At 68.6% G+C, this 17,658-nt stretch carries 14 protein-coding genes and 1 pseudogene; 6 read left to right on the top strand and 9 right to left on the bottom strand.

The features are described 5' to 3' along the window. Nucleotides 1-3: 3 nt before the first annotated feature. From OHB00_RS07075 to OHB00_RS07065, 3 genes are all read left to right on the top strand, one after another. Nucleotides 4-1,350, top strand: coding sequence for a Rieske 2Fe-2S domain-containing protein (locus OHB00_RS07075; protein ID WP_406432358.1), 1,347 nt, complete (start codon nt 4-6; stop codon nt 1,348-1,350). Next, a complete protein-coding gene (locus OHB00_RS07070; protein WP_406432356.1) occupies nt 1,347-2,582 on the top strand; it encodes a M24 family metallopeptidase in 1,236 nt (411 codons plus the stop codon). Before OHB00_RS07075 ends, OHB00_RS07070 begins: the two co-directional genes overlap by 4 nt. A 120-nt stretch (nt 2,583-2,702) precedes the next feature. Next, nucleotides 2,703-4,097, top strand: coding sequence for an aldehyde dehydrogenase family protein (locus tag OHB00_RS07065; RefSeq protein WP_406445639.1), 1,395 nt, complete (start codon nt 2,703-2,705; stop codon nt 4,095-4,097). A gap of 463 nt (nt 4,098-4,560) precedes the next feature. Here OHB00_RS07065 and OHB00_RS07060 read toward each other — a convergent pair whose 3' ends face one another. Beyond that, complete coding sequence (locus OHB00_RS07060; RefSeq protein WP_406446368.1) at nt 4,561-4,689, bottom strand: hypothetical protein; 129 nt, start codon at nt 4,687-4,689, stop codon at nt 4,561-4,563. 256 nt (nt 4,690-4,945) lie between these two features. Continuing rightward, nucleotides 4,946-5,074: pseudogene (locus OHB00_RS07055) on the bottom strand (ABC transporter ATP-binding protein); the annotation flags it as partial. Nucleotides 5,075-5,076: 2 nt separating this feature from the next. On the opposite strand from OHB00_RS07055, the gene OHB00_RS07050 reads away from it, so the two are divergent. After that, nucleotides 5,077-5,238, top strand: coding sequence for a hypothetical protein (locus OHB00_RS07050; protein WP_406432354.1), 162 nt, complete (start codon nt 5,077-5,079; stop codon nt 5,236-5,238). A gap of 137 nt (nt 5,239-5,375) precedes the next feature. Here OHB00_RS07050 and OHB00_RS07045 read toward each other — a convergent pair whose 3' ends face one another. Together OHB00_RS07045 and OHB00_RS07040 are read right to left on the bottom strand one after the other, a co-directional pair. Next, nucleotides 5,376-7,043 carry a sodium:solute symporter family transporter gene (locus tag OHB00_RS07045; RefSeq protein ID WP_406432352.1) on the bottom strand — a complete coding sequence of 556 codons (1,668 nt, stop codon included), beginning with the start codon at nt 7,041-7,043 and terminating at the stop codon, nt 5,376-5,378. Next, nucleotides 7,040-7,402, bottom strand: coding sequence for a hypothetical protein (locus tag OHB00_RS07040; protein WP_406432350.1), 363 nt, complete (start codon nt 7,400-7,402; stop codon nt 7,040-7,042). Before OHB00_RS07040 ends, OHB00_RS07045 begins: the two co-directional genes overlap by 4 nt. Before the next feature lie 522 nt (nt 7,403-7,924). Here OHB00_RS07040 and OHB00_RS07035 point away from each other — a divergent pair. Further along, nucleotides 7,925-8,983 (top strand): alpha/beta hydrolase, encoded by a 1,059-nt coding sequence (locus OHB00_RS07035; RefSeq protein ID WP_406432348.1) that lies wholly within the window; start codon nt 7,925-7,927, stop codon nt 8,981-8,983. Between the two features lie 158 nt (nt 8,984-9,141). On the opposite strand, the gene OHB00_RS07030 is transcribed toward OHB00_RS07035, so the two are convergent. From OHB00_RS07030 to OHB00_RS07010, 5 genes are read right to left on the bottom strand one after another with little or no spacing between them, the layout of a single operon-like run. After that, the gene (locus tag OHB00_RS07030; RefSeq protein ID WP_406432346.1) at nt 9,142-10,383 is read right to left on the bottom strand and encodes an MFS transporter; all 1,242 of its coding nucleotides are present in this window, start codon (nt 10,381-10,383) and stop codon (nt 9,142-9,144) included. Continuing rightward, entirely contained in the window at nt 10,380-11,693 is a 1,314-nt protein-coding gene (locus OHB00_RS07025) for an amidohydrolase family protein (protein WP_406432344.1), read from the bottom strand. The genes OHB00_RS07030 and OHB00_RS07025 overlap by 4 nt, the downstream gene beginning before the upstream one ends. Next, the gene (locus tag OHB00_RS07020; RefSeq protein ID WP_406432342.1) at nt 11,690-13,276 is read right to left on the bottom strand and encodes an FAD-dependent oxidoreductase; all 1,587 of its coding nucleotides are present in this window, start codon (nt 13,274-13,276) and stop codon (nt 11,690-11,692) included. Before OHB00_RS07020 ends, OHB00_RS07025 begins: the two co-directional genes overlap by 4 nt. Next, the gene (locus tag OHB00_RS07015) at nt 13,276-14,172 is read right to left on the bottom strand and encodes an alpha/beta fold hydrolase (protein ID WP_406432340.1); all 897 of its coding nucleotides are present in this window, start codon (nt 14,170-14,172) and stop codon (nt 13,276-13,278) included. The genes OHB00_RS07020 and OHB00_RS07015 overlap by 1 nt, the downstream gene beginning before the upstream one ends. After that, nucleotides 14,169-15,014, bottom strand: a complete 846-nt coding sequence (locus OHB00_RS07010) for an alpha/beta fold hydrolase (RefSeq protein WP_406445637.1) — start codon at nt 15,012-15,014, stop codon at nt 14,169-14,171. Before OHB00_RS07010 ends, OHB00_RS07015 begins: the two co-directional genes overlap by 4 nt. A gap of 397 nt (nt 15,015-15,411) precedes the next feature. Between OHB00_RS07010 and OHB00_RS07005 the strand changes: the two genes are divergently transcribed. Further along, nucleotides 15,412-17,643 (top strand): SpoIIE family protein phosphatase, encoded by a 2,232-nt coding sequence (locus OHB00_RS07005; RefSeq protein ID WP_406432338.1) that lies wholly within the window; start codon nt 15,412-15,414, stop codon nt 17,641-17,643. The last annotated feature ends 15 nt before the right edge of the window (nt 17,644-17,658 follow it).

The following is a 17,658-nucleotide window of genomic DNA, read 5'->3' as shown; positions in this document are numbered from 1 at the left end:
TTCATGACTGACCCCTTCGCCAAGCTGACCCAGGTCGGCCCAGGCAGTCCGACCGGAGAGTTCTTCCGCCAGTTCTGGCTGCCGATAGCCCGGTCCTCCGAGTTCGAGGCCGACGGCGCCCCGGTCCGCCTGATGGCCCTGGGCGAACGTCTGGTCGGCTTCCGCGACAGCGGCGGCCGGATGGGCATCTTCGACCACCGCTGCCCGCACCGCTGCGCCTCCCTGTTCTTCGGCCGCAACGAGAACGGCGGCCTGCGCTGCTCCTACCACGGCTGGATGTTCGACGTGGAGGGCCGCGTCACCGACATTCCGAGCAGCGCGGGAGGACGCGTGCCCACCCGCGTGCGGGCCAAGGCCTACTCGGTGCGGGAACGCAACGGCCTCGTCTGGATCTACATGGGGTCGCGCGAGACCCCGCCGCCGCTGCCCGTGATCGGCGTGGTCGCCGACGACGAGGAGCTGGAGATCCAGATGTGGCTGCGCGAGTGCAACTGGCTCCAGGGCATGGAGGGGGACATCGACGCGGCCCATCTCTCCTTTCTCCACCACGGCGGCCACGACCCCGAGGACGTCGGCGAGCACTTCGTCCTCAGGTGGGTCACCAGTGGCAGGGCCGTGGAGACCAAGGTCGTCAACACCGTCGGGGGCACCATGGAGGCCCACCGCAGGCCGGAGAGCTTCGCCCCCGACTACTGGCACTACACCCAGCAGCTGCTGCCGTCCTGGACCATCCCCGGTCAGAACCCCTTCGAGGTCGAAGAGCCCGTCGTGCGGTTCTGGCTGCCGATGGACGACACCCACTCCATGATCTTCCAGCTCAGCCGGCCTCGAGCGCTGGTGGACGGCAGGTCCGCGTTCCACTCCTCGGCGGGGGAGCTGCCGGGTGTCAAGGTCCGCATGGCAGACCTGCTCCAGCCCAACGACCAGGACTGGTACGGCAGGTGGCGGCTCAGCCCGTCCGAGGAGAACAACTACTTCCTCGACCGGGACGCCCAGACGAAGGGCAACTACACCGGAGTGCAGGGTATCCAGATCCAGGACAAGATGATCACTGAAAGCATGGGACCAGTCGTGGACCGGACCTACGAGCACCTTTCCGCCTCGGACCTGATGATCAGCCGGACCCGGCGGCGCCTCCTGAAGGCCGTCGACGCGTACGCAACGACCGGGGAACTCCCGGCCACCCTGAACGACACCGAGCTCACCCGCGGCCTCATGGCCGGCGGCGGTCACGTCCCCGAGGGCACCGACTGGCTGCAGTACTACCGGGACGTGGCAGAGGCGGCGGGCGCCGATCCGCGGATCCTGGAGAGCGACCTCGCCGAGGCCGCCGAGGGGGTGGGGGCATGACCGCGAAGCAGTATCCCGTCCTTCCCTTCGACGCCCGCGACCTGCGCTGGCAGCGCACGCGTGCCTTCATGCGGGACAAGGACCTTGACTGTCTGCTCGTCTTCGGCCTCAAGGGCCGCGAGCGGTACGAGGGTTACCTCGCCAACGAGGTCCTCGACGGCGTGGTCGTCTTCTTCGCCGACCGCGACCCCGTGCACCTCACCTGGACTCATCACCGCTACACCCGCCGCCTGGCCGCGAACATGCGGGATGTGCGCTTCTGGATCGACGACGTACGCGTCGGTCCGTTCGGCCGCGGGGTGGTCCAGGCACTCACCGAAGAGGGACTGACGTCGAGTCGTATCGGCGTGGTCGGCATGACCGGGAGCTCGGCGGGGGAAATGGAGGGCCTCATCACCCACATGATGTGGGACTACGTCCTCAACAACCTGCCCGAGGCCGAATTCGAGGACATGTCCCTCGACTTCGCCCAGACGATGCTGCCCAAGACGCCGCAGGAACTGGAACTGGTCCGCTTCGCCGCCCAGGCGGCCGAGGAAGCGTGCCAGACCATGCTGGAGATGATCCGGCCCGGCGTACGCGAGGCCGAGATCTACGCGGCAGCCGTGGAGGTCCTCCACCGCAACTCGTGCACCACCACCTACCCCCACGTCATCATGAGTGTCGGCGCGGACGACCCGGGTTGGGCACCGCCCTACTGGACCTACGCCGGCGGCCCCTCCCGGACAGTCCAGCCCGGCGACCTGGTCCAGGCCGAGATCATGTCCTGCTACGGCGGATTCGAGACACAGGTCCAGATGTCCGTCGCGGTCGAGCCGGTACCGAAGGTGCTGCACACGCTCCACGACGTCGCCCGTGACTGCTACGACGCCGGCCTGCGGGCCCTGCGTCCGGGAGCGGCCTTCCTCGACGTCGCCCGGGCCATGAGCGAGCCCCTCCTGAAGGCCGGCCACTACAACATGACCCCCCTGGTGCACAGTCTCACTCCCGCGGCCTTCGCGGGGCACATCGCTCTGAACGCCGAACAGATCCCCGGTCAGGACACCCGCCGTGTCTTCCGTACCGTCGAGCCGATCTCCGACCTGGAACTCGTCCCAGGCATGGCGTTCGCTTTCGAACCCAACGCCTGTACGGGACAGCACCGTGTCAACATCGGCGGAACCGTCGTCGTCGGCGAGAACGGACCGGACGAGTTCAACGCCGTTCCCTGCCGCATGCACGTCGTGTCCTGACGGAGCTGAACCCCGTTCCCTCCGCGGTACTCGCTCTTCCCACCATCACGCTCCTCATATTCCGGACGGCACCGACCGCCCCGCACTCCAGGAGACAACGTGTCCGAGCAAAACCACCCGATGACAGTGGGCGGCAAGGACGTTCACACCATCGACACCTTCGGGGTGCGCAACCCCGCCACCGGCCGGGTCTTCGCCCAGGCCCCCGAGTGCTCACCAGCTCAGCTGGACGACGCGGTGCAAGCGGCTGCCGACGCCTTCCCGCTCTGGCGCGACGACATCGGCGCTCGCCGCAGCGCGCTGCTGGCCGCGGCCGCACGCATCGAGGAGAGCGCCGAGGAGCTCGCCACCCTGCTCACAATGGAGCAGGGCAAGCCCCTGGCCGACGCGCATTTCGAGGTTATGGTGACCGCGCTGACCCTGCGGGGTACGGCCGCCCTCGACCTGCCCCGGGAGGTGATCCGGGACGATGACGAGGAGCGGATCGAGGTGCTGCACCAGCCCATGGGCGTGGTCGCGGCGATCACCCCTTGGAATGTCCCGCTGATCCAGGCCGCGATGAAATTCGCGCCGGCCCTGCTGGCGGGCAACACGGTGGTAGTGAAACCGTCTCCTTTCACGCCGCTGTCCTCGCTCGCACTCGGAGCCGTTCTGCGTGACGCGCTGCCGCCGGGCGTGCTGAACGTCGTCAGCGGCCGGGACCCGCTGGGTGCGCAGCTCGCCGAACACCCCGCAGTTCGCAAGGTGTCGTTCACGGGTTCGGTCGCCACCGGAAAGCACGTGGCGGCGTCGGCTGCGCCCGACCTCAAGCGCCTCACCCTGGAACTGGGCGGCAACGACGCGGGCATCCTCCTCGACGACTTCGACCTCGACGTCCACGCCGACAAGTTGTTCTGGAGCGCGTTCGTCAACTGCGGGCAGATCTGCGCGGCGCTGAAACGTCTCTACGTACCACGCGCCCGGTACACCGAGGTGGTCGACGCCCTGGCGGACCGGGCACGGTCGGTCCAAGTGGGTGACGGCATGCTCCCCGGCGTCCAGATGGGACCGCTCGCCACCGCGCCGCAGTTCGCCAGGGTCCAGGAGCTGGTGTCGGACGCGCTGGCCGGCGGTGCCACCGCGGCCGCCGGAGGCCGGCGCCTGGACGGTGACGGCTCCTTCTTCGCGCCGACCATCCTGAGGGATCTCGAGGACGGCGTGCGCGTCGTCGACGAGGAGCAGTTCGGGCCCGTTCTGCCGGTGATCCCGTACGACGACGTCGAGGACGCGGTGGCCCGGGCCAACCGTACCCACTTCGGGCTCGACGGCTCGGTGTGGAGCGCGGACCCGGAGCGGGCCGCGGCGGTGGCGGCCCGGCTGGAATGCGGGACCTCCTGGGTCAACACGCACGCCTTGCCGGCACCGGGCGTGCCTTTCAGCGGGCACAAGTGGAGTGGTCTTGGCGTGGCCGGCGGACTGGCCGGCCTGCTGTCCTACACCGAGACCAAGGTGCTGCACGTCGTCCGCGGAAGCTGAACCCCGCGACGGCGGGGACACTCCCGTACCGCACCGCATGTACTTGTTACGCCGCAGCAGCCTGTTGCCATGACGGTCACGGGGTCGGCGATGGTCGTGATCAGGCAGGCCGATTTCACCAGGGGCGACGCCGCCACCAGCAAACGGCGCGGCGTCGTCCCCGTCGGCGTCGCCTGCGGAGACCAGCACGATCGACCTCCGGGTGTCGATCAGTGCCGGAAGACAGAGCCGGGTTGTCACACAAGCCGTGTCGAGAGTGACGCGGAGCGTCTTGTACCCCTGCTCCGCATCGTCCAGGACGGTCCCGAAGGTGCCCACGCCGGCACAGCAGGCGACCGCGGTCAGTCGGCCCTATCGGCCGAGGGCGGTGTCCAGCGCCCGCAGGACACCGTCCTCGGCCGCCGCGTCCCCGACGACAGCGACCGCCCCTTCGCGTCCCCGCACCTTCGACCGTTGAGCCGGATCAGGCAGGCCCCAGGGCCACGACCGACGCCCTCCGTGCCGGCAGCAGATCCACGGTGGCGAAGCCGATCCCTCCTCCTCCGCCGGTGGCGAGGAGCACTTCTCCCGCGCACTCTTCCCGCGCCGTCACGCGTGCTCCAAGGCTCGTGCGGCGCTGTCGCTGTCCGCCACCAGGGCCTCGTCGCTGAACAGCCCCGCCGGATCGCGCCGCTGCAGGAGATGCGTCCGCGGGACAGGACGACCGCGTGGCCGGAGATGCCGAGAGCCCGGTTGACGCTCTGTTCCACCAGGACGATCGCGACGCCCTGCGAGTTGATCTCGAAGAGTGCCCGGTACAGCGCGTCGATGGCCACGGGCGCGAGGCCGAGTGAGATCTCGTCGCAGACCAGTACCTTGGGGTCTGCCATCAGAGCGCGTCCCACGGCGAGCATCTGCTGCCGGCCCCCCGACATGGTTCCGGCCTCCTGCGTGGCGCGCTCGGCCGGGACGGGGAAGACGACATGGACACGCTCCATGCGTGCCCGTAGTCGAGGACCAGGACCCGCTCGACGAGTTCCCGTACGACCCGCTCTATGTGCTCGACCAGGAGCACGGTGATCCCGAGGCCGTGCACCTGGCGGATGAGGTCGATCGCCTCGTCCAGTTCCCGGCCGACGAGGCCAGCCGCGACCTCGGATGAGCACCTGGGGACGGGTGGCCAGGGCCCGCGCCACCTCCAGCCGCTTCAGATCGAGGACGCGAAGCGAGTCGGCCGGACGGGATGCCTTGGTATGGACCCCGCCGGCGTCATCACCCCGGAGAGGTCCCGGGAACTGCTCACTCCACTGCTCGACGCACAGCCGTGGGTGCTGTAGACGCGGTCGCCGCGGCCGTCCGCCCGATGAGCAGAACAGTGCTGGTCGTCGAGGTGCCCTCGGCCTGGTGACGCTGGGCCCGGCGGCGCCCCACGAGGCTGCCGGCCCAGCCGAGCAGGAAGGCGGCCGGGACGGAGACCAGAACCGGGGTGCTGTGGTCGAACCAGGCGATGTCGGAGTTCGGCAGGAACGCCTGAGGGCCGCCCGAGACGGAAGGCGAGGAGACCTGCAGACCCACGCTCAGGATGATTCCGCCGTACACGGTCCACAGCAGACCGGTTCGGTTGAAGCGGTCCCAGTAGAACGTGTAGATCAGAACCGGCGCCACGGTCGACGCGGCCACGGACGTGGCGAACTGGGCGAGGAGAGCGGCAGAGTGTCCCTGCGAGACTACGGCGAGAAGGATGCCGAGGCTGCCGAAGAGCAGGACGGCGACACGCGCCACCATCAGTTCACGCGCCGGATCCGACCGTCTGTGCTGGACGAGGTGGTAAGCGTCCCGGGCGAGGGTGCCGGCCGCCGCCAGCGTGATGCTTCCGACGACGGCGAGCACGCTGAGAAAGATCGCGCAGGCGAGCGCGGTGAACAGCAGGCGGCCCAGTCCAGCTCCGAGGCCGCTTTCGAGGCTGCCGGCCAGGAGCATCAGGGAGTCGTCCGCGTTCGACTGGGCGCCGAGGATGGTGTGAGCGCCGACTCGCGCGGAAGCAGCGAAGCCCAGGATGACCACGGTCACGCACACGAAGGCGACGACTCCGGCTGCGTAACGGACGGAGCGGCGTGCCGTGGCGGTGTCCTTCGCCGCGGCGACGCGGTTGAGAACGTGAGGCATGCACGCTCCGCCGAGGATGGTCATGACCTGGCCGGCTGCGAAGTCCAGACGCGGTGTTCCCCCGGTGTTGAAGAGACCGCCCGAATTCAGGTACCGGCCTGGGCGGGTGCTGTGTGCGTCCGCGGTGGCGATGAGGGAGCCGACATCTCCGTGGAAGAGTCGGAGCACGGCCACGGACGCGAAGATCATGGCCGTGAGCGTGATGACTGCGGCGAGTACCTGTACGACGGTGATCCCCTTGGCGCCGCTCAGCATGCCGCAGGTGACCACCAGGCCTCCGATCAGCACGGTGCACATCTGTTGTATGCCGAGGCCGGAGAACCCGAGCAGAGCGGCGGTGACGCTGCCGGCGGCGATGAGCTGCGCCACGAGAAAGGGAGCAGTGACCACGAGAACGGTCACCGCGGCGGCCACCCGAGGTGCGATGCCCGGTGCCCGGAGCGTGAACAGGTCGCCGAGCGTCAGGGCGCCACTGAGCTGAACGGGCCGGACCAGCAGCAGGAGCACACCCAGCGACAGAAGCACGTTGGTCGTGGTGGTGATGCCGTCGAAGCCGATGGTCGCCACGACACCGGTCACGCTGAGGAGAAGGGATGTGGAGACATAACATCCCACCAACGCCAGACCGTTCTTCCATGCCGAACTCTGCCGGTCGCCGATGTAGAACTCCTTCGGGGCATCTCCGTTCAGGCCCGCGAAGACCGAGCCGAAGAGTGCGACAACCATGAAGAGCATGAAGGAGCTCAGGACCAGGGCATGGTGGTCACCTGCTGCCGCGAGGACGGCGCTCTTGCCGTTCATCTCCGTCCCCGGATCTGCCCGACGGGCATGGTGGGCGCGTCCGCTTCCGCGGGTACGCGCTGCAGCGGGTCCAGCAGGCGTGCAGAGCCGCGGTCGAATCGGCGGGCCGTCGCCAGCAGGACCACGGCCTGGAGCAGGTAGAGCGACAGCCCGAGGGTCAGGTCGGTGCCGAAAAGCCGCGTGGCGAGCGGGTCGCCGGGAACCGCTCCCAGGACGACCGCGGTGCCGAAGCACGCGGCGTTGGGGGCGAGGAAGGTGCGGTCCAGGCGGACCGCCCGTCGGTGCGCTTCGGACAGCGGCGAGGGGGCGGGGTGATCGGTAAGGCCGTGGTGCTGCGGGGGCTGAGCGGAGCGTTGCATGCGCCACCTTCATGTGCTGGTCGGGGAGTGAGTCGGCAGGCGGCCGCTCTGGACGCGGACCCCGGACCGCGGGGCAGCGCTTTCCCAGGAGGGCGGCAGCGCGCGGCGGCCGGGCGTGGGGGAGCGCTGTCGTCGTCGATCAGCTGGAGCGGCAGGCATGAGCATCATGGCGCCGCCGACGATGCTGCCGACGCAGGCGTTGACGATACCGGAAGTCGTCCAATCATGTCCTCTCATGTGAAACTTGAGTTCTGCTAGGTCGGACATTACGGTTCGGTAGATGTAGAGGGGGACGATCGCTGACCGAGGAGAGTCCGGCACTCTCCGGCTGGGAACGGCGGCTTCTGGCCGTAGTGCCCTGATCAGTTCCCTGCGTTCCTGACTCTCTTTCAGTTCTGGCTTTCCTCCCTCCGTCCTCCCATCCGGCTCGGTGAAAGTCGTGTCCTGTTCGCGATCAGCCCTTTGGAGCGAACGTGCTCAGGCCAAGTTCTGTGTCAATGCCAGCAGAAAGTAGGTGTCCGCATGCCTTACCAGTGGAAGCTCGCCCCGGAGGACCTCTTCGCAGAGCGGTACCGGCAGATGGTGAGCAGCGGTCTGCCGGCCGAGGATGTCGACACCGTCCGATCCGCGGTCGCCGATATGTGGCTCGACCAGCCGGGGGGATGGGTGTACGAGTGGTCGCGACTCGCCGCCGGGTATGTCCGGCACCATCGGCACCAACTTGCGGCGCTGGCCTACGGATGGGCGAAGTTCCCCGCCTTGACGGACGACGCGAGGCGCATGGCGCTGGAGCGGCAGCTTGAGCAGTACATGCTTGCCGTTCCCGGTTTCAAGGTCGGGTTCGAGCGCCGTATGGTCCAGGTGCTGGGTGAGCATGGGGGCACGGTCGTACCCGTGCACCTTCTCACACCGCCCGGCTGGTCCGGTGACGCCCCCATCCTGCTTGCCAGCGGTGGAGTGGACACCTGGAAAATGGACTTCCACGGGCTCTTCGAGGAGGTCGCCCTGCGCACCGGCATGGGCGTGCTGACCTTCGACATCCCCGGCACCGGTGAGTGCGCCGGGCCCATGGACTCGGAGGACGGCGCCGACATCGTACGCGCACTGGCCGCCGATGCGCGGGCGCTGGGCAATGGGCGCGTACTGCATCTGGGCATCTCCATGGGCGGGCATTTCTCGGCCTGTTCGGGCCTGGCCGGCGATGTCGACGCAGCGGTCGTCATCGGGGGGCCGGTCGAGGCGGCGTTCGCCCGGGGCCGGACCTTCGCGCACGGCATGGACGGCATCGTCGGCAACGCGTTGGGATTCGACCACGAACCGACCCACGCCGAACTGGCCCAGAGTTGGCCGTCGTTCGCACTGCGCCCGCTACTCGACCTCGACGTCAACGTTCCGATGCTCGTGATGAACGGTGCCGAGGACGTTCACGTTCCCCAGCACGACACTCTCGTTTTCGAGGGCCGCCGGGACACGGAAGTCCACCTGCTTCCGGACACGGGACACTGTGCCGTTTCCAAGTTGCCCCAGGTCCTCCAGCTGATGTTCGAATGGATGGAGCGCCACAAGGCCAACCCCCGCTGATGCGCGACGACTGCGGCTCGCCTCGGCAGGCTGAGGGCCTTGCTCGCGTCGCGCCGCGAACGACGGGCCGCGCCTGAAACCCCTCGCGAACCACCCGTGGTCAGACGCAGACTCCTGGGGGGCATCGCGGCGACGGAGGCACCGAGAGCAAGCGGGGTTTACCGTTCACGTCGGCCTCGACGCAGAGCCATCAAGGCGCTGGAGGCCAGCAGGGACACCGCCACGCTGAAGCCGATCCCGGCTGTCCGAAGGCCCACCACGTCGGCCATCACCCCGACGCCCACCACGGGCAGGGAGATCGCGACGTAGAGCAGGATGAAGTACGTCGAAGCGATCTCCGCCCGCTGTCCACTGGGCGCTTCGGCGTTGATCGCGGTGAGTCCGGCGCGAAAGCTCACTCCTTGCCCGAGACCGGCCGTCACGGCGGCGCCCACCAGGAGCACCAGCGACCCCGCGGCGAGTCCCGCGATCAGCAGGGCCATGCCTCCGATCAGCAGACCGCACCCGACGGGCAGGGCTGCTGGGCCCAACGGTCGTACGAGCGTGACCTGACCGATGGCCGAAGCAGCGAATACCGCGCAGACCACGGAGCCGGACAACGCGGCACTGTGCAAGTGCAGGAGATGCCCCAGGAAGGACGGTGCGACAGCCGTGAACAGCCCGAGCACCGAGAAGCCGGCGAAACCGGCGATCGATGCCCGCGCGAAGGTGGCCCGCGCCTCCTCGGGCACCCGCGGTCGGGTCATGCTCAGCCGCAGCCGTCCGGTGACCTTGACCGGCTCCGGCATGAGCCACACACCGACCGTCACCAGGGTGAGCATCCCGAGGTGCACCTCGAACGGCAAGCGCAACGGCATGGGGGCGAGTTGGGCGAGCAGCCCGGACAGCAGAGGTCCTGCACCCAGTCCGCCCATGTTCGCGGCCGTGGCCACCAGGGTGGCGCGTTCCTTGTCGTCCGCGTCGGCGAGGTCGACCAGTGTCGCGGTAGCAGTGCCGGTGAAGATGCCTGCGGAGAGTCCCGAGAGCACGCGTCCGGCGATCAGCAGGGGCAGGTTGTCCGCGCCCAGGAACAGCAGCCCGCTGAGTGCGGCGCAGGCGAGTCCGGGGAGCAGCGTGCGCCGTCGTCCGACGGCATCCGACGCACGTCCGAACAGCACCAGCGCGGTCAGGATCCCCACCGCGTACGCGGCGAAGATCACTGTGGTCATGGCGGTCGAGAAGCCCAGGCGATGCTGGTAGAGCACGTACAGCGGGGTCGGCAAAGTGGTGCCCAGCATCGTCACGGCGAAGGCCAGGGCCACCAGCCAGAACGCCGCCCCGCGTGGTGGGGCTGGTCGGCGTGGACGCTCGCCGAAGCGCGGCTGCCCGGATGTCTCGGGCAGCCGAGGACGAGTTCTCACGCTGCGCCCATCGCGTGGAGGAGCCGTTGGCCTGAATCCAGGAGCCGGTCCTTGACCTCGTCGATGTCCGGGTGAAGCAGGACGTGGTCACGCTTGCGCCAGCGTCCGGCGATCATGACCGCCTCGATGTTCGCGATGTCCGAGTGCAGGACAGCAGCAATCGGGTTGTGGGCGGGCCATAGGTTGAGGGCGCGGCTGTCGACGGCTACCAGATCGGCCTGCATGCCCGACTCGATGCGGCCGACCCGGTCGGCCAGGCCGAGCGCCTTCGCCCCTTCGATGGTGGCCCACTCCAGAGCCTGCTTGGCGGTGACCGACGGCCTGTCGGCGAAGGTGCCGGTGGTCTGGCGGTGCTGAGCGTGATCGAGGCTGCGCTGGTGGGCAAGGGCGACGCGGGCGGCGGTGAGGACCTTGCCGGGTACGACGGTGTCGACGTCGGTGCCGAGCGAAGGAGCCCCCCCGAGGCGCAGCAGGGAGCCGGTGACGGGGGTGCCGTGGCCCTGGCCGAGTTCGTTCTCGGGTGTGCTGGTGAAGGTGACGCCGGCCTCGACGAGCGTCTTCATCCAGCCGTCGGGCAGGTCCGAGCCGTGCACCACGTTGGTATGAGGGCTGAACAACCCGGCATCGCGTACGGCGTCCCAGCCGGGCGCGAGGCCCCCACCGCTCTGGTGGAGGGACACGACGAGACCGCGTTCGGCCGCGGCCCGGAAATCGGCCACCGCGGTGTTGGGGGAGGAGTATTGCGGGCCCTGGACGGCCATGCCGAGCGTGAGCAGGGCATGGCCGCGGACGGGGCCGTCAAGGAGGCGGTCTGTCTCGGCGAGCGGATGGGGCAGGTCCGGGTCCCGGTAGGGGGTGCCGTGCAGGAAGACGGCGCGTATGCCGGCTCGCACGAGCCCTTCGACGGCTGCGTCGGCGTGCTCGGGCGTCAGGCTGTTGTGGCACCAGTCGCCGAGAGTGGTGGTGCCGCAGTTGATCTGGTTCAGGGCACCGGCGAGATTGCTGATGTACATGTCGTCGGGCCTGTAGTGCTGGACGGCGCCTCCGTGCAGATGCGTGAGGTACTCCATGAGCGTCCAGTCGGCACCCACGGACCGCAGCCCGGTCTGCCAGGTGTGCAGGTGGGCGTTGACCAGGCCGGGGATGACCACCCGTCCGGTGAGGTCCACGGGTTCGGCATCGGGCGCGTCCAGATCCTCGCCGATCATGGCGATGCGGTCGCCTTCGACGAGGATGTCGACGCATTCGGCGTCGGGGCGGCCGGGCGCCATGGTGATGACCTGTGCACCGCGCAGCAAGGTGCGGCTCATTCGGCGACTCCTGTACCGGCGGAGGATTCCGACACGATGCGACTCCTTGCGGGAGGTGTCATCGCCTCGATGGCGGTGCGGGTACCGGTGAGGAAGTCCTGGGTCGCGATGTGACCGATGTAACCGTCGGGGCGGACGAGCAGCAGGGCCTCCCCGGCGATCCCGTGCACCTGCCCGAGCGTCCCCGCGGAGTCGGTGAGGAAGTGGTCCGCGCTATCGGCGGGGGAGCCTACGGCGATCCGCTTCACCTCTGCGCCGGCTGCCGGCCATTCGAGCCGGTCCAGGGCCTCGGCGGCGCGGCGGCCGTGGGCGAGGGCGGTGAAGTGCGTTCCGCGGAAGATGTCGAAGAGCCTGACCTGTTCCCCGTCGCGGCCCGTCAGGACGGCGTCCGGGGCGCGGTCACCGACGCGCAGCTTTTTGGTGCGGTCGCTGTCGTGGGGCGCGAGGGGGCCGCCGAAGTAGCTGAGGGCGAGCTGCTGTTCGTCCTTGCCGCGGCTGATGCTCGACGGGTCGAGCTTGGCGATGCCCTCGTACTTCTTCGCCGACATGCCGAGCACTCCGGCGGCGATCGGCATCCGTTCGGCCTCGTAGGTGTCCAGTAGCCCGGGGGCGGCGCCGGCCAGGACCTGGGCGAGCTTCCAGCCGAGGTTGTAGGCATCTTGGATGCCGGTGTTCAGTCCCTGGCCACCGGCCGGGGGATGTACATGCGCGGCGTCGCCGGCGATGAAGACCCGTCCCTGGCCGTAGTTCTCAGCGAGGCGGATGTTGGGACGGAACACCGACGTCCACTGAATCTCGCTCAGTGTGATACGCCGGTTGCCGGTGGCCGAGCGGATCTGGTCGTTGAGCCGCGCCACGTCGGGCACGGGCTCCTCGTCGATCGGCGGTCGGATCATCCACTGGAAGAGGTTACTGTGCGGCAGGGGGCAGGCGCCGATGAACTTCCCCCCGGTACGGGGCCACATGTGCCATCGGTCACGGGACAGGCCCGTGGTGACGGCGTCCACGACGAGCATCCGGTCCTGTTCGTCCGTCGATCCGGCGAAGCCGATCCCGAGCTGTTTGCGGACGGTGCTCGAACCGCCGTCGGCGCCGACGACATACCGGGCGGCGATCTCCTCGATCCCTGCGGGGCTCGACACCCTGGCGCTGACGAGGTCGGTGTCCTGGTCCAGTTCGACCAGCTCCGTCGCGAACTCGACGTGGTGCCCGAGCTGTGCGAGGCGGCTGTGCAGCGCGCGGTCGGTACGGTACTGCGGTATCAACCATGTGTTGGGATACGGAACGTCCGTGCTCGGCTGCCGGTTGCGCATCATCGGCCACGGGGCTGCGAGAGGGCCGAGATGGATCCCGGCGAGCGGATAGGTGCTGCCGCCGGCGATGACGTCGTCGAGCGCTCCGAGGTCCTCCAGGACCTCCAGGGTGCGGGGCTGGATGCCCTTGGCCCGTGAGCCGTCGAAGGCGTGATCCGACTTGTCGACGATGCGGATGTCGAGGCCGCGGCGTGCGAGGTCGATCGCCAGCGTCGTCCCTGCAGGCCCGGCACCGATGATCAGGATGTCGAGAGGTTTGTGGTGTTTCATCAGTCCTGCCTTTCCACGCGCGTTGCCGTGAACGACGCGATCCGTTCGGCGACTTCCCGGGGCTGTTCATAGGGGGCCATGTGGCCGCAGTCCTGGATGACATGGCACTGCTGCGGCTTCAGCAGGGAGCGCGCGGCAGCGAGTTGACCGATCGGCGTGACTTTGTCGTCCTCGCCCCAGAGCAGCAACGTCGGTATCTCCAGCGTTCCCGCGCGCCGGAACAGCTCGGTGCGGCCGGACAGCGGCAGATGCTGGAGTGTGTCGAAGAACGCGTAGAGCGAACCTTCGTAGCTGTAGGCTTCGAGAACCATCGCCGTCAGCTCGGCGGAGCGCTCCGGATCACGCACGTTGTGGCCCAGGTGGCTCTCCAACAGCCGGCGCCCGGACCGCCGGGCCACGAAACCGGCCAGCAGGTCGCTGGCGAGCAGTCGGTGCGGCGGCAGCTTCTGCCGGATGAGTCCCGCAGGTCCCGCCAATGTCAGGGTCGCCAGGGACTCCCGATGCCGCGTGGCGTACTGCATCGCGACAAGGGCGCCCATGGAGGTGCCGACGAGGTGCACCGGCCGGCCGATGCCGAGCCGGTCCGTCAATTCGGCGAGCTGGCGGACGAACAGTGTTTCGTCGTACGTCGCCCGCACCCGGTCGGAGTAGCCGCGCCCGTAGGCGCTGCAGGCCAGGGTACGCAGCCCCCGGGTGTGCAGTTCCGCCGCCAGGCCGTCCCAATAGAACAGCGGGACCGTCAGCCCGCCGGCAAGCAGGACCACCTCGCCGCCGTCGGGCCCGGCCAGCGCGTAGTGGGTGACACCGTCGGACAGCTCGACGAAGCTACCGCGCAGGTCCTGCCGCGAGACCGGGTCGAGGCGGTGGTCCTCGCCGGCGGCTATGAAGTACTTCACGCTCGTTCTCCTTGCTGCGCGATGTCCTCGCGGGAGTCGAGGAACTTCGCTATGGCGCCGCCGACCCATTGCGGGTCTTCTTCCGGCAACAGATGGCCCCCTTCGCTGTGAACCATTTCCTGAGCGCCCCGGATGTCACGGGCGAAGTGCTGGCCGTCGACGCTCGCGCTGCGCAGCACCAGCGTCGGCACCGCGATGCACGGGATGTCCGCACTGCGGTCGGGCTGGTCCGTATTGACGAAGTCGATGAAAGCCGACCGGTTTCCGGGTCGGCTCATGAGCTGGTGCGCCCGCTCCACCATCTCCTCGTCGACGATGTCCGAGTGCGGGCCGACGGCCGAGCGCAGGTTCCGCTCGATCACGCGGCGAGGCATTGCCAGGCGCAGCACGGGACGCAGCAGCGGGCTGCGTGCCAGTCGCAGACCGGCCGGGACCGACTTCTCCGGGTAGCCGGTGGCGTTCACGAGCACCAGGCCGCTGACCCGATGCGGATGCTCCAGTGCGTAGTTCCAGGCAATGTTGCCGCCCAGCGAGTTGCCGACCACAGCACTGCTGCGCACGCCCAGTACGTCGAGGAAACGGGCGACCGTCGCCGCGTACGTCGGGACGCGGTAGTCCCGGTCGGCGCGTGGCCCGGTGAGGCCCCACCCCGGCAGATCGGGGCGGATGACGTCGAACGACGCCGCCAGCGCGCCCGCCACGTCTTCGAAATGGTGCAAGGACGAGCCGCTGCCGTGCAGCAGCACGACCGTCGGCCCGTGTCCGGCGCGTTTGTAGTGGACCCGTAGATCATCGACGACCACGAATCGCGAGTCGGATTGGGGTTCGGACCAGAGTTCCATAATGGCTACAGTGTTGCCGTTATTTTTGGCTCGGGTCAAGTGACAGGCAGCACAGGGCGAACTTGCGGATCCGGACGTGACGGGGGGGCGACGAGTACACCGACGGTCCGAGGCGAGGAGCCTGGGCCGGTCGGAGTCGCTCGGTGAGCTTGAGAGCGGCGAGGACTGCTGTGGCGTCCGCCGGACCGTTTCTGCCTGGAGCGCGCGGAAGGGATTGTCCGGGCGCCGTCACGCAGGCGGTTATGGGCGAGATCATGGCCGGGAAGCCGCAGACGCAACTGATCTGCTGGGCCTGTCTGGGCCCGGCCTGCGGCTCCAAGGCCTTGCCCGGTGCCTATCGCCCGGCACGTGCGATACCGCGTGTCTGATCTTCGCTGCCCGGCATCCTCGGGTCCGTATGCCTTCAAGCGATGCATATGCCCTCGTTCGGCGTAACGTCGGTGCTGTGGAGCCCACAGTGGACAGCGTTGTGTCCAGTGCCGTGCATGAGCTCAGCCTGGGAGCGGAGCGGCTGATTCACGACGTGGAGCGATGCCTGCAACGTGAGGTTCCCGAACTTTGGGAGGATCCGGACGTAGCACGGCTGACCAGGGAAAACATAGTCAAGTACTTTGCTGCCGCGTTGCCCGGCCTTGAGCAGGGCAGCGACCCGAGCGAGATCCCACTGCCGGCTATCGGCGGGGAGGGTGCGCGTCGGCTGGCCCAGCGGGGGAAGTCGGTCAGCTCGACGTTGCGGGGACTCCGGCTCGCGCAGAGTTGCGTCGTCGACAGGCTGCTCGAAGAGATCACTCGACTCACCGACGACACGGAACTTGCCGGCGCGGCGATGCGCAAACTGGTCGCGCTCGTGGCCGCGTACGTGGACCGCTTCTCGGAGCAAGAGGTCATAATGTTCCACGAGGAGCGAGATCGCCACCTTCGGCAGCGAATGTCCGTGGTGAACGAGGCGGGCATGCGCGTCGGCACCACCCTGGACATCGTCCGTACCTCCCAGGAGCTGGCGGACCTGGCTACCGGGTATTTCGCCGACGCCGTCACCGTCGACATGCTTGACTCGGCCCTTGGAAACTGCCCCCAGCGGGGCGGGGTACCGGTCGTGCGCCGGGTGGCGCAGCAGTCGGTGATGGAAAACGGTCCGGAGCCTTCTATACCGCCGCAGCAGCTCCATAGTTTTCCGGACGGATCACCACTGGCTCTCGCCCTCGATTCCGGCCGGCCTTCGCGTCACATCCATGCGTCCCTGCTTGAGGACCGACAGGCGGCGCGGCCGGCCCACGGCCCTGACACCGATGCTCGGCGGATCCACTCGACACTGGTAGTGCCGCTGCGCGCCCGAGGTAGCACGCTGGGTGTCGCACAGTTTTTCCGCCACTGCACCCCCGACCTCTACGACGAGCAGGATCTCCTCCTCGCTCAGGAGATCGCAGCCCGAGCAGCGGTAGCCATCGACAACGCCCGCCGTTACACGCAAGCCCACAGCACAGCTTTGACGCTGCAGCGCAGCCTTCTCCCAAGGGTTACGCCGTCGCAGTCCGCCGTGGAGGTGGCCTGCCGCTATCTTCCTGCGGCCGCCCAACTCGGCGTCGGCGGCGACTGGTACGACGTGATCCCGCTGTCCGGTGCCCGCGTCGCCCTGGTGGTGGGTGACGTGGTCGGCCACGGTATCCATGCCGCCGCCACCATGGGCCGCCTGCGGACCGCCGTACGCACGCTGGCGGACATAGACCTGCCGCCCGACGAACTCCTCACGCACCTTGACGACGTCGTGCTCCGCCTGTCTGCCGAAGCCATGGCCGAACCGGACGTCGCATCAGCGGGGGATATCGGCGCCACCTGCCTGTACGCCGTTTTTGATCCAGTCGCCAGCTGCTGCACCCTCGCTCGTGCGGGGCACGTGCTCCCCGCCGTAGTCAGCCCAGACGGAATCGTGACCCTTCTTGACCTGCCGGCCGGCCCGCCGTTGGGCCTGGGGGGCATGCCGTTCGAAGCGGTGGAGGTCGACCTGCCGGAGGGCAGCCTCCTGGCCCTGTACACCGACGGCCTGATCGAGTCCGCCGACCACGACATCGAGGCCGGTCTCACCCGGCTGCGCCACGCCCTCGCCCAGCGCACCCCCTCACTGGAAGCCGCCTGTGACACCGTCCTCGAAGCCTTGCTGTCCGCCGATCGGCCACGGGACGACGTAGCCCTCCTGCTGGCCCGCACCCAAGCGCTCGGGGAGCGCCAGGTAGCCACCTGGTCCGTTGACGCTGATCCGGCCGCGGTCGCTCTCGCCCGGGCGGACGTTTCCGCACAGCTGTCCGTTTGGGGGCTGGAAGACCTGGACTTCACGGCGGAACTGATCGTCAGCGAATTGGTCACCAACGCCATTCGCTACGGTCGTCCCCCCATCCGTTTGCGGCTCATCCACGATCGCACCCTCACCTGCGAGGTCTCTGACGCGAGCAGTACCAGCCCACACCTGCGCAGGGCCCGTATCTTCGACGAAGGGGGGCGCGGTCTGCTACTCGTCGCCCAACTCGCCGAACACTGGGGAACACGCCACGCCCGACAGGGTAAGACGGTGTGGGCCGAGTGTGCCCTGAGCCCGCCGGACATCGTCCCCAGCACACTTGGGCTGGATTCGTAGGAGCACCTCGGCTCA

It is taken from the genome of Streptomyces sp. NBC_00631, from assembly GCF_045206895.1.
Lineage (GTDB): Bacteria > Actinomycetota > Actinomycetes > Streptomycetales > Streptomycetaceae > Streptomyces.
The sequence above is the reverse complement of the archived record's forward strand: the minus strand, read 5'-3'. Positions and strand labels throughout refer to the sequence as shown.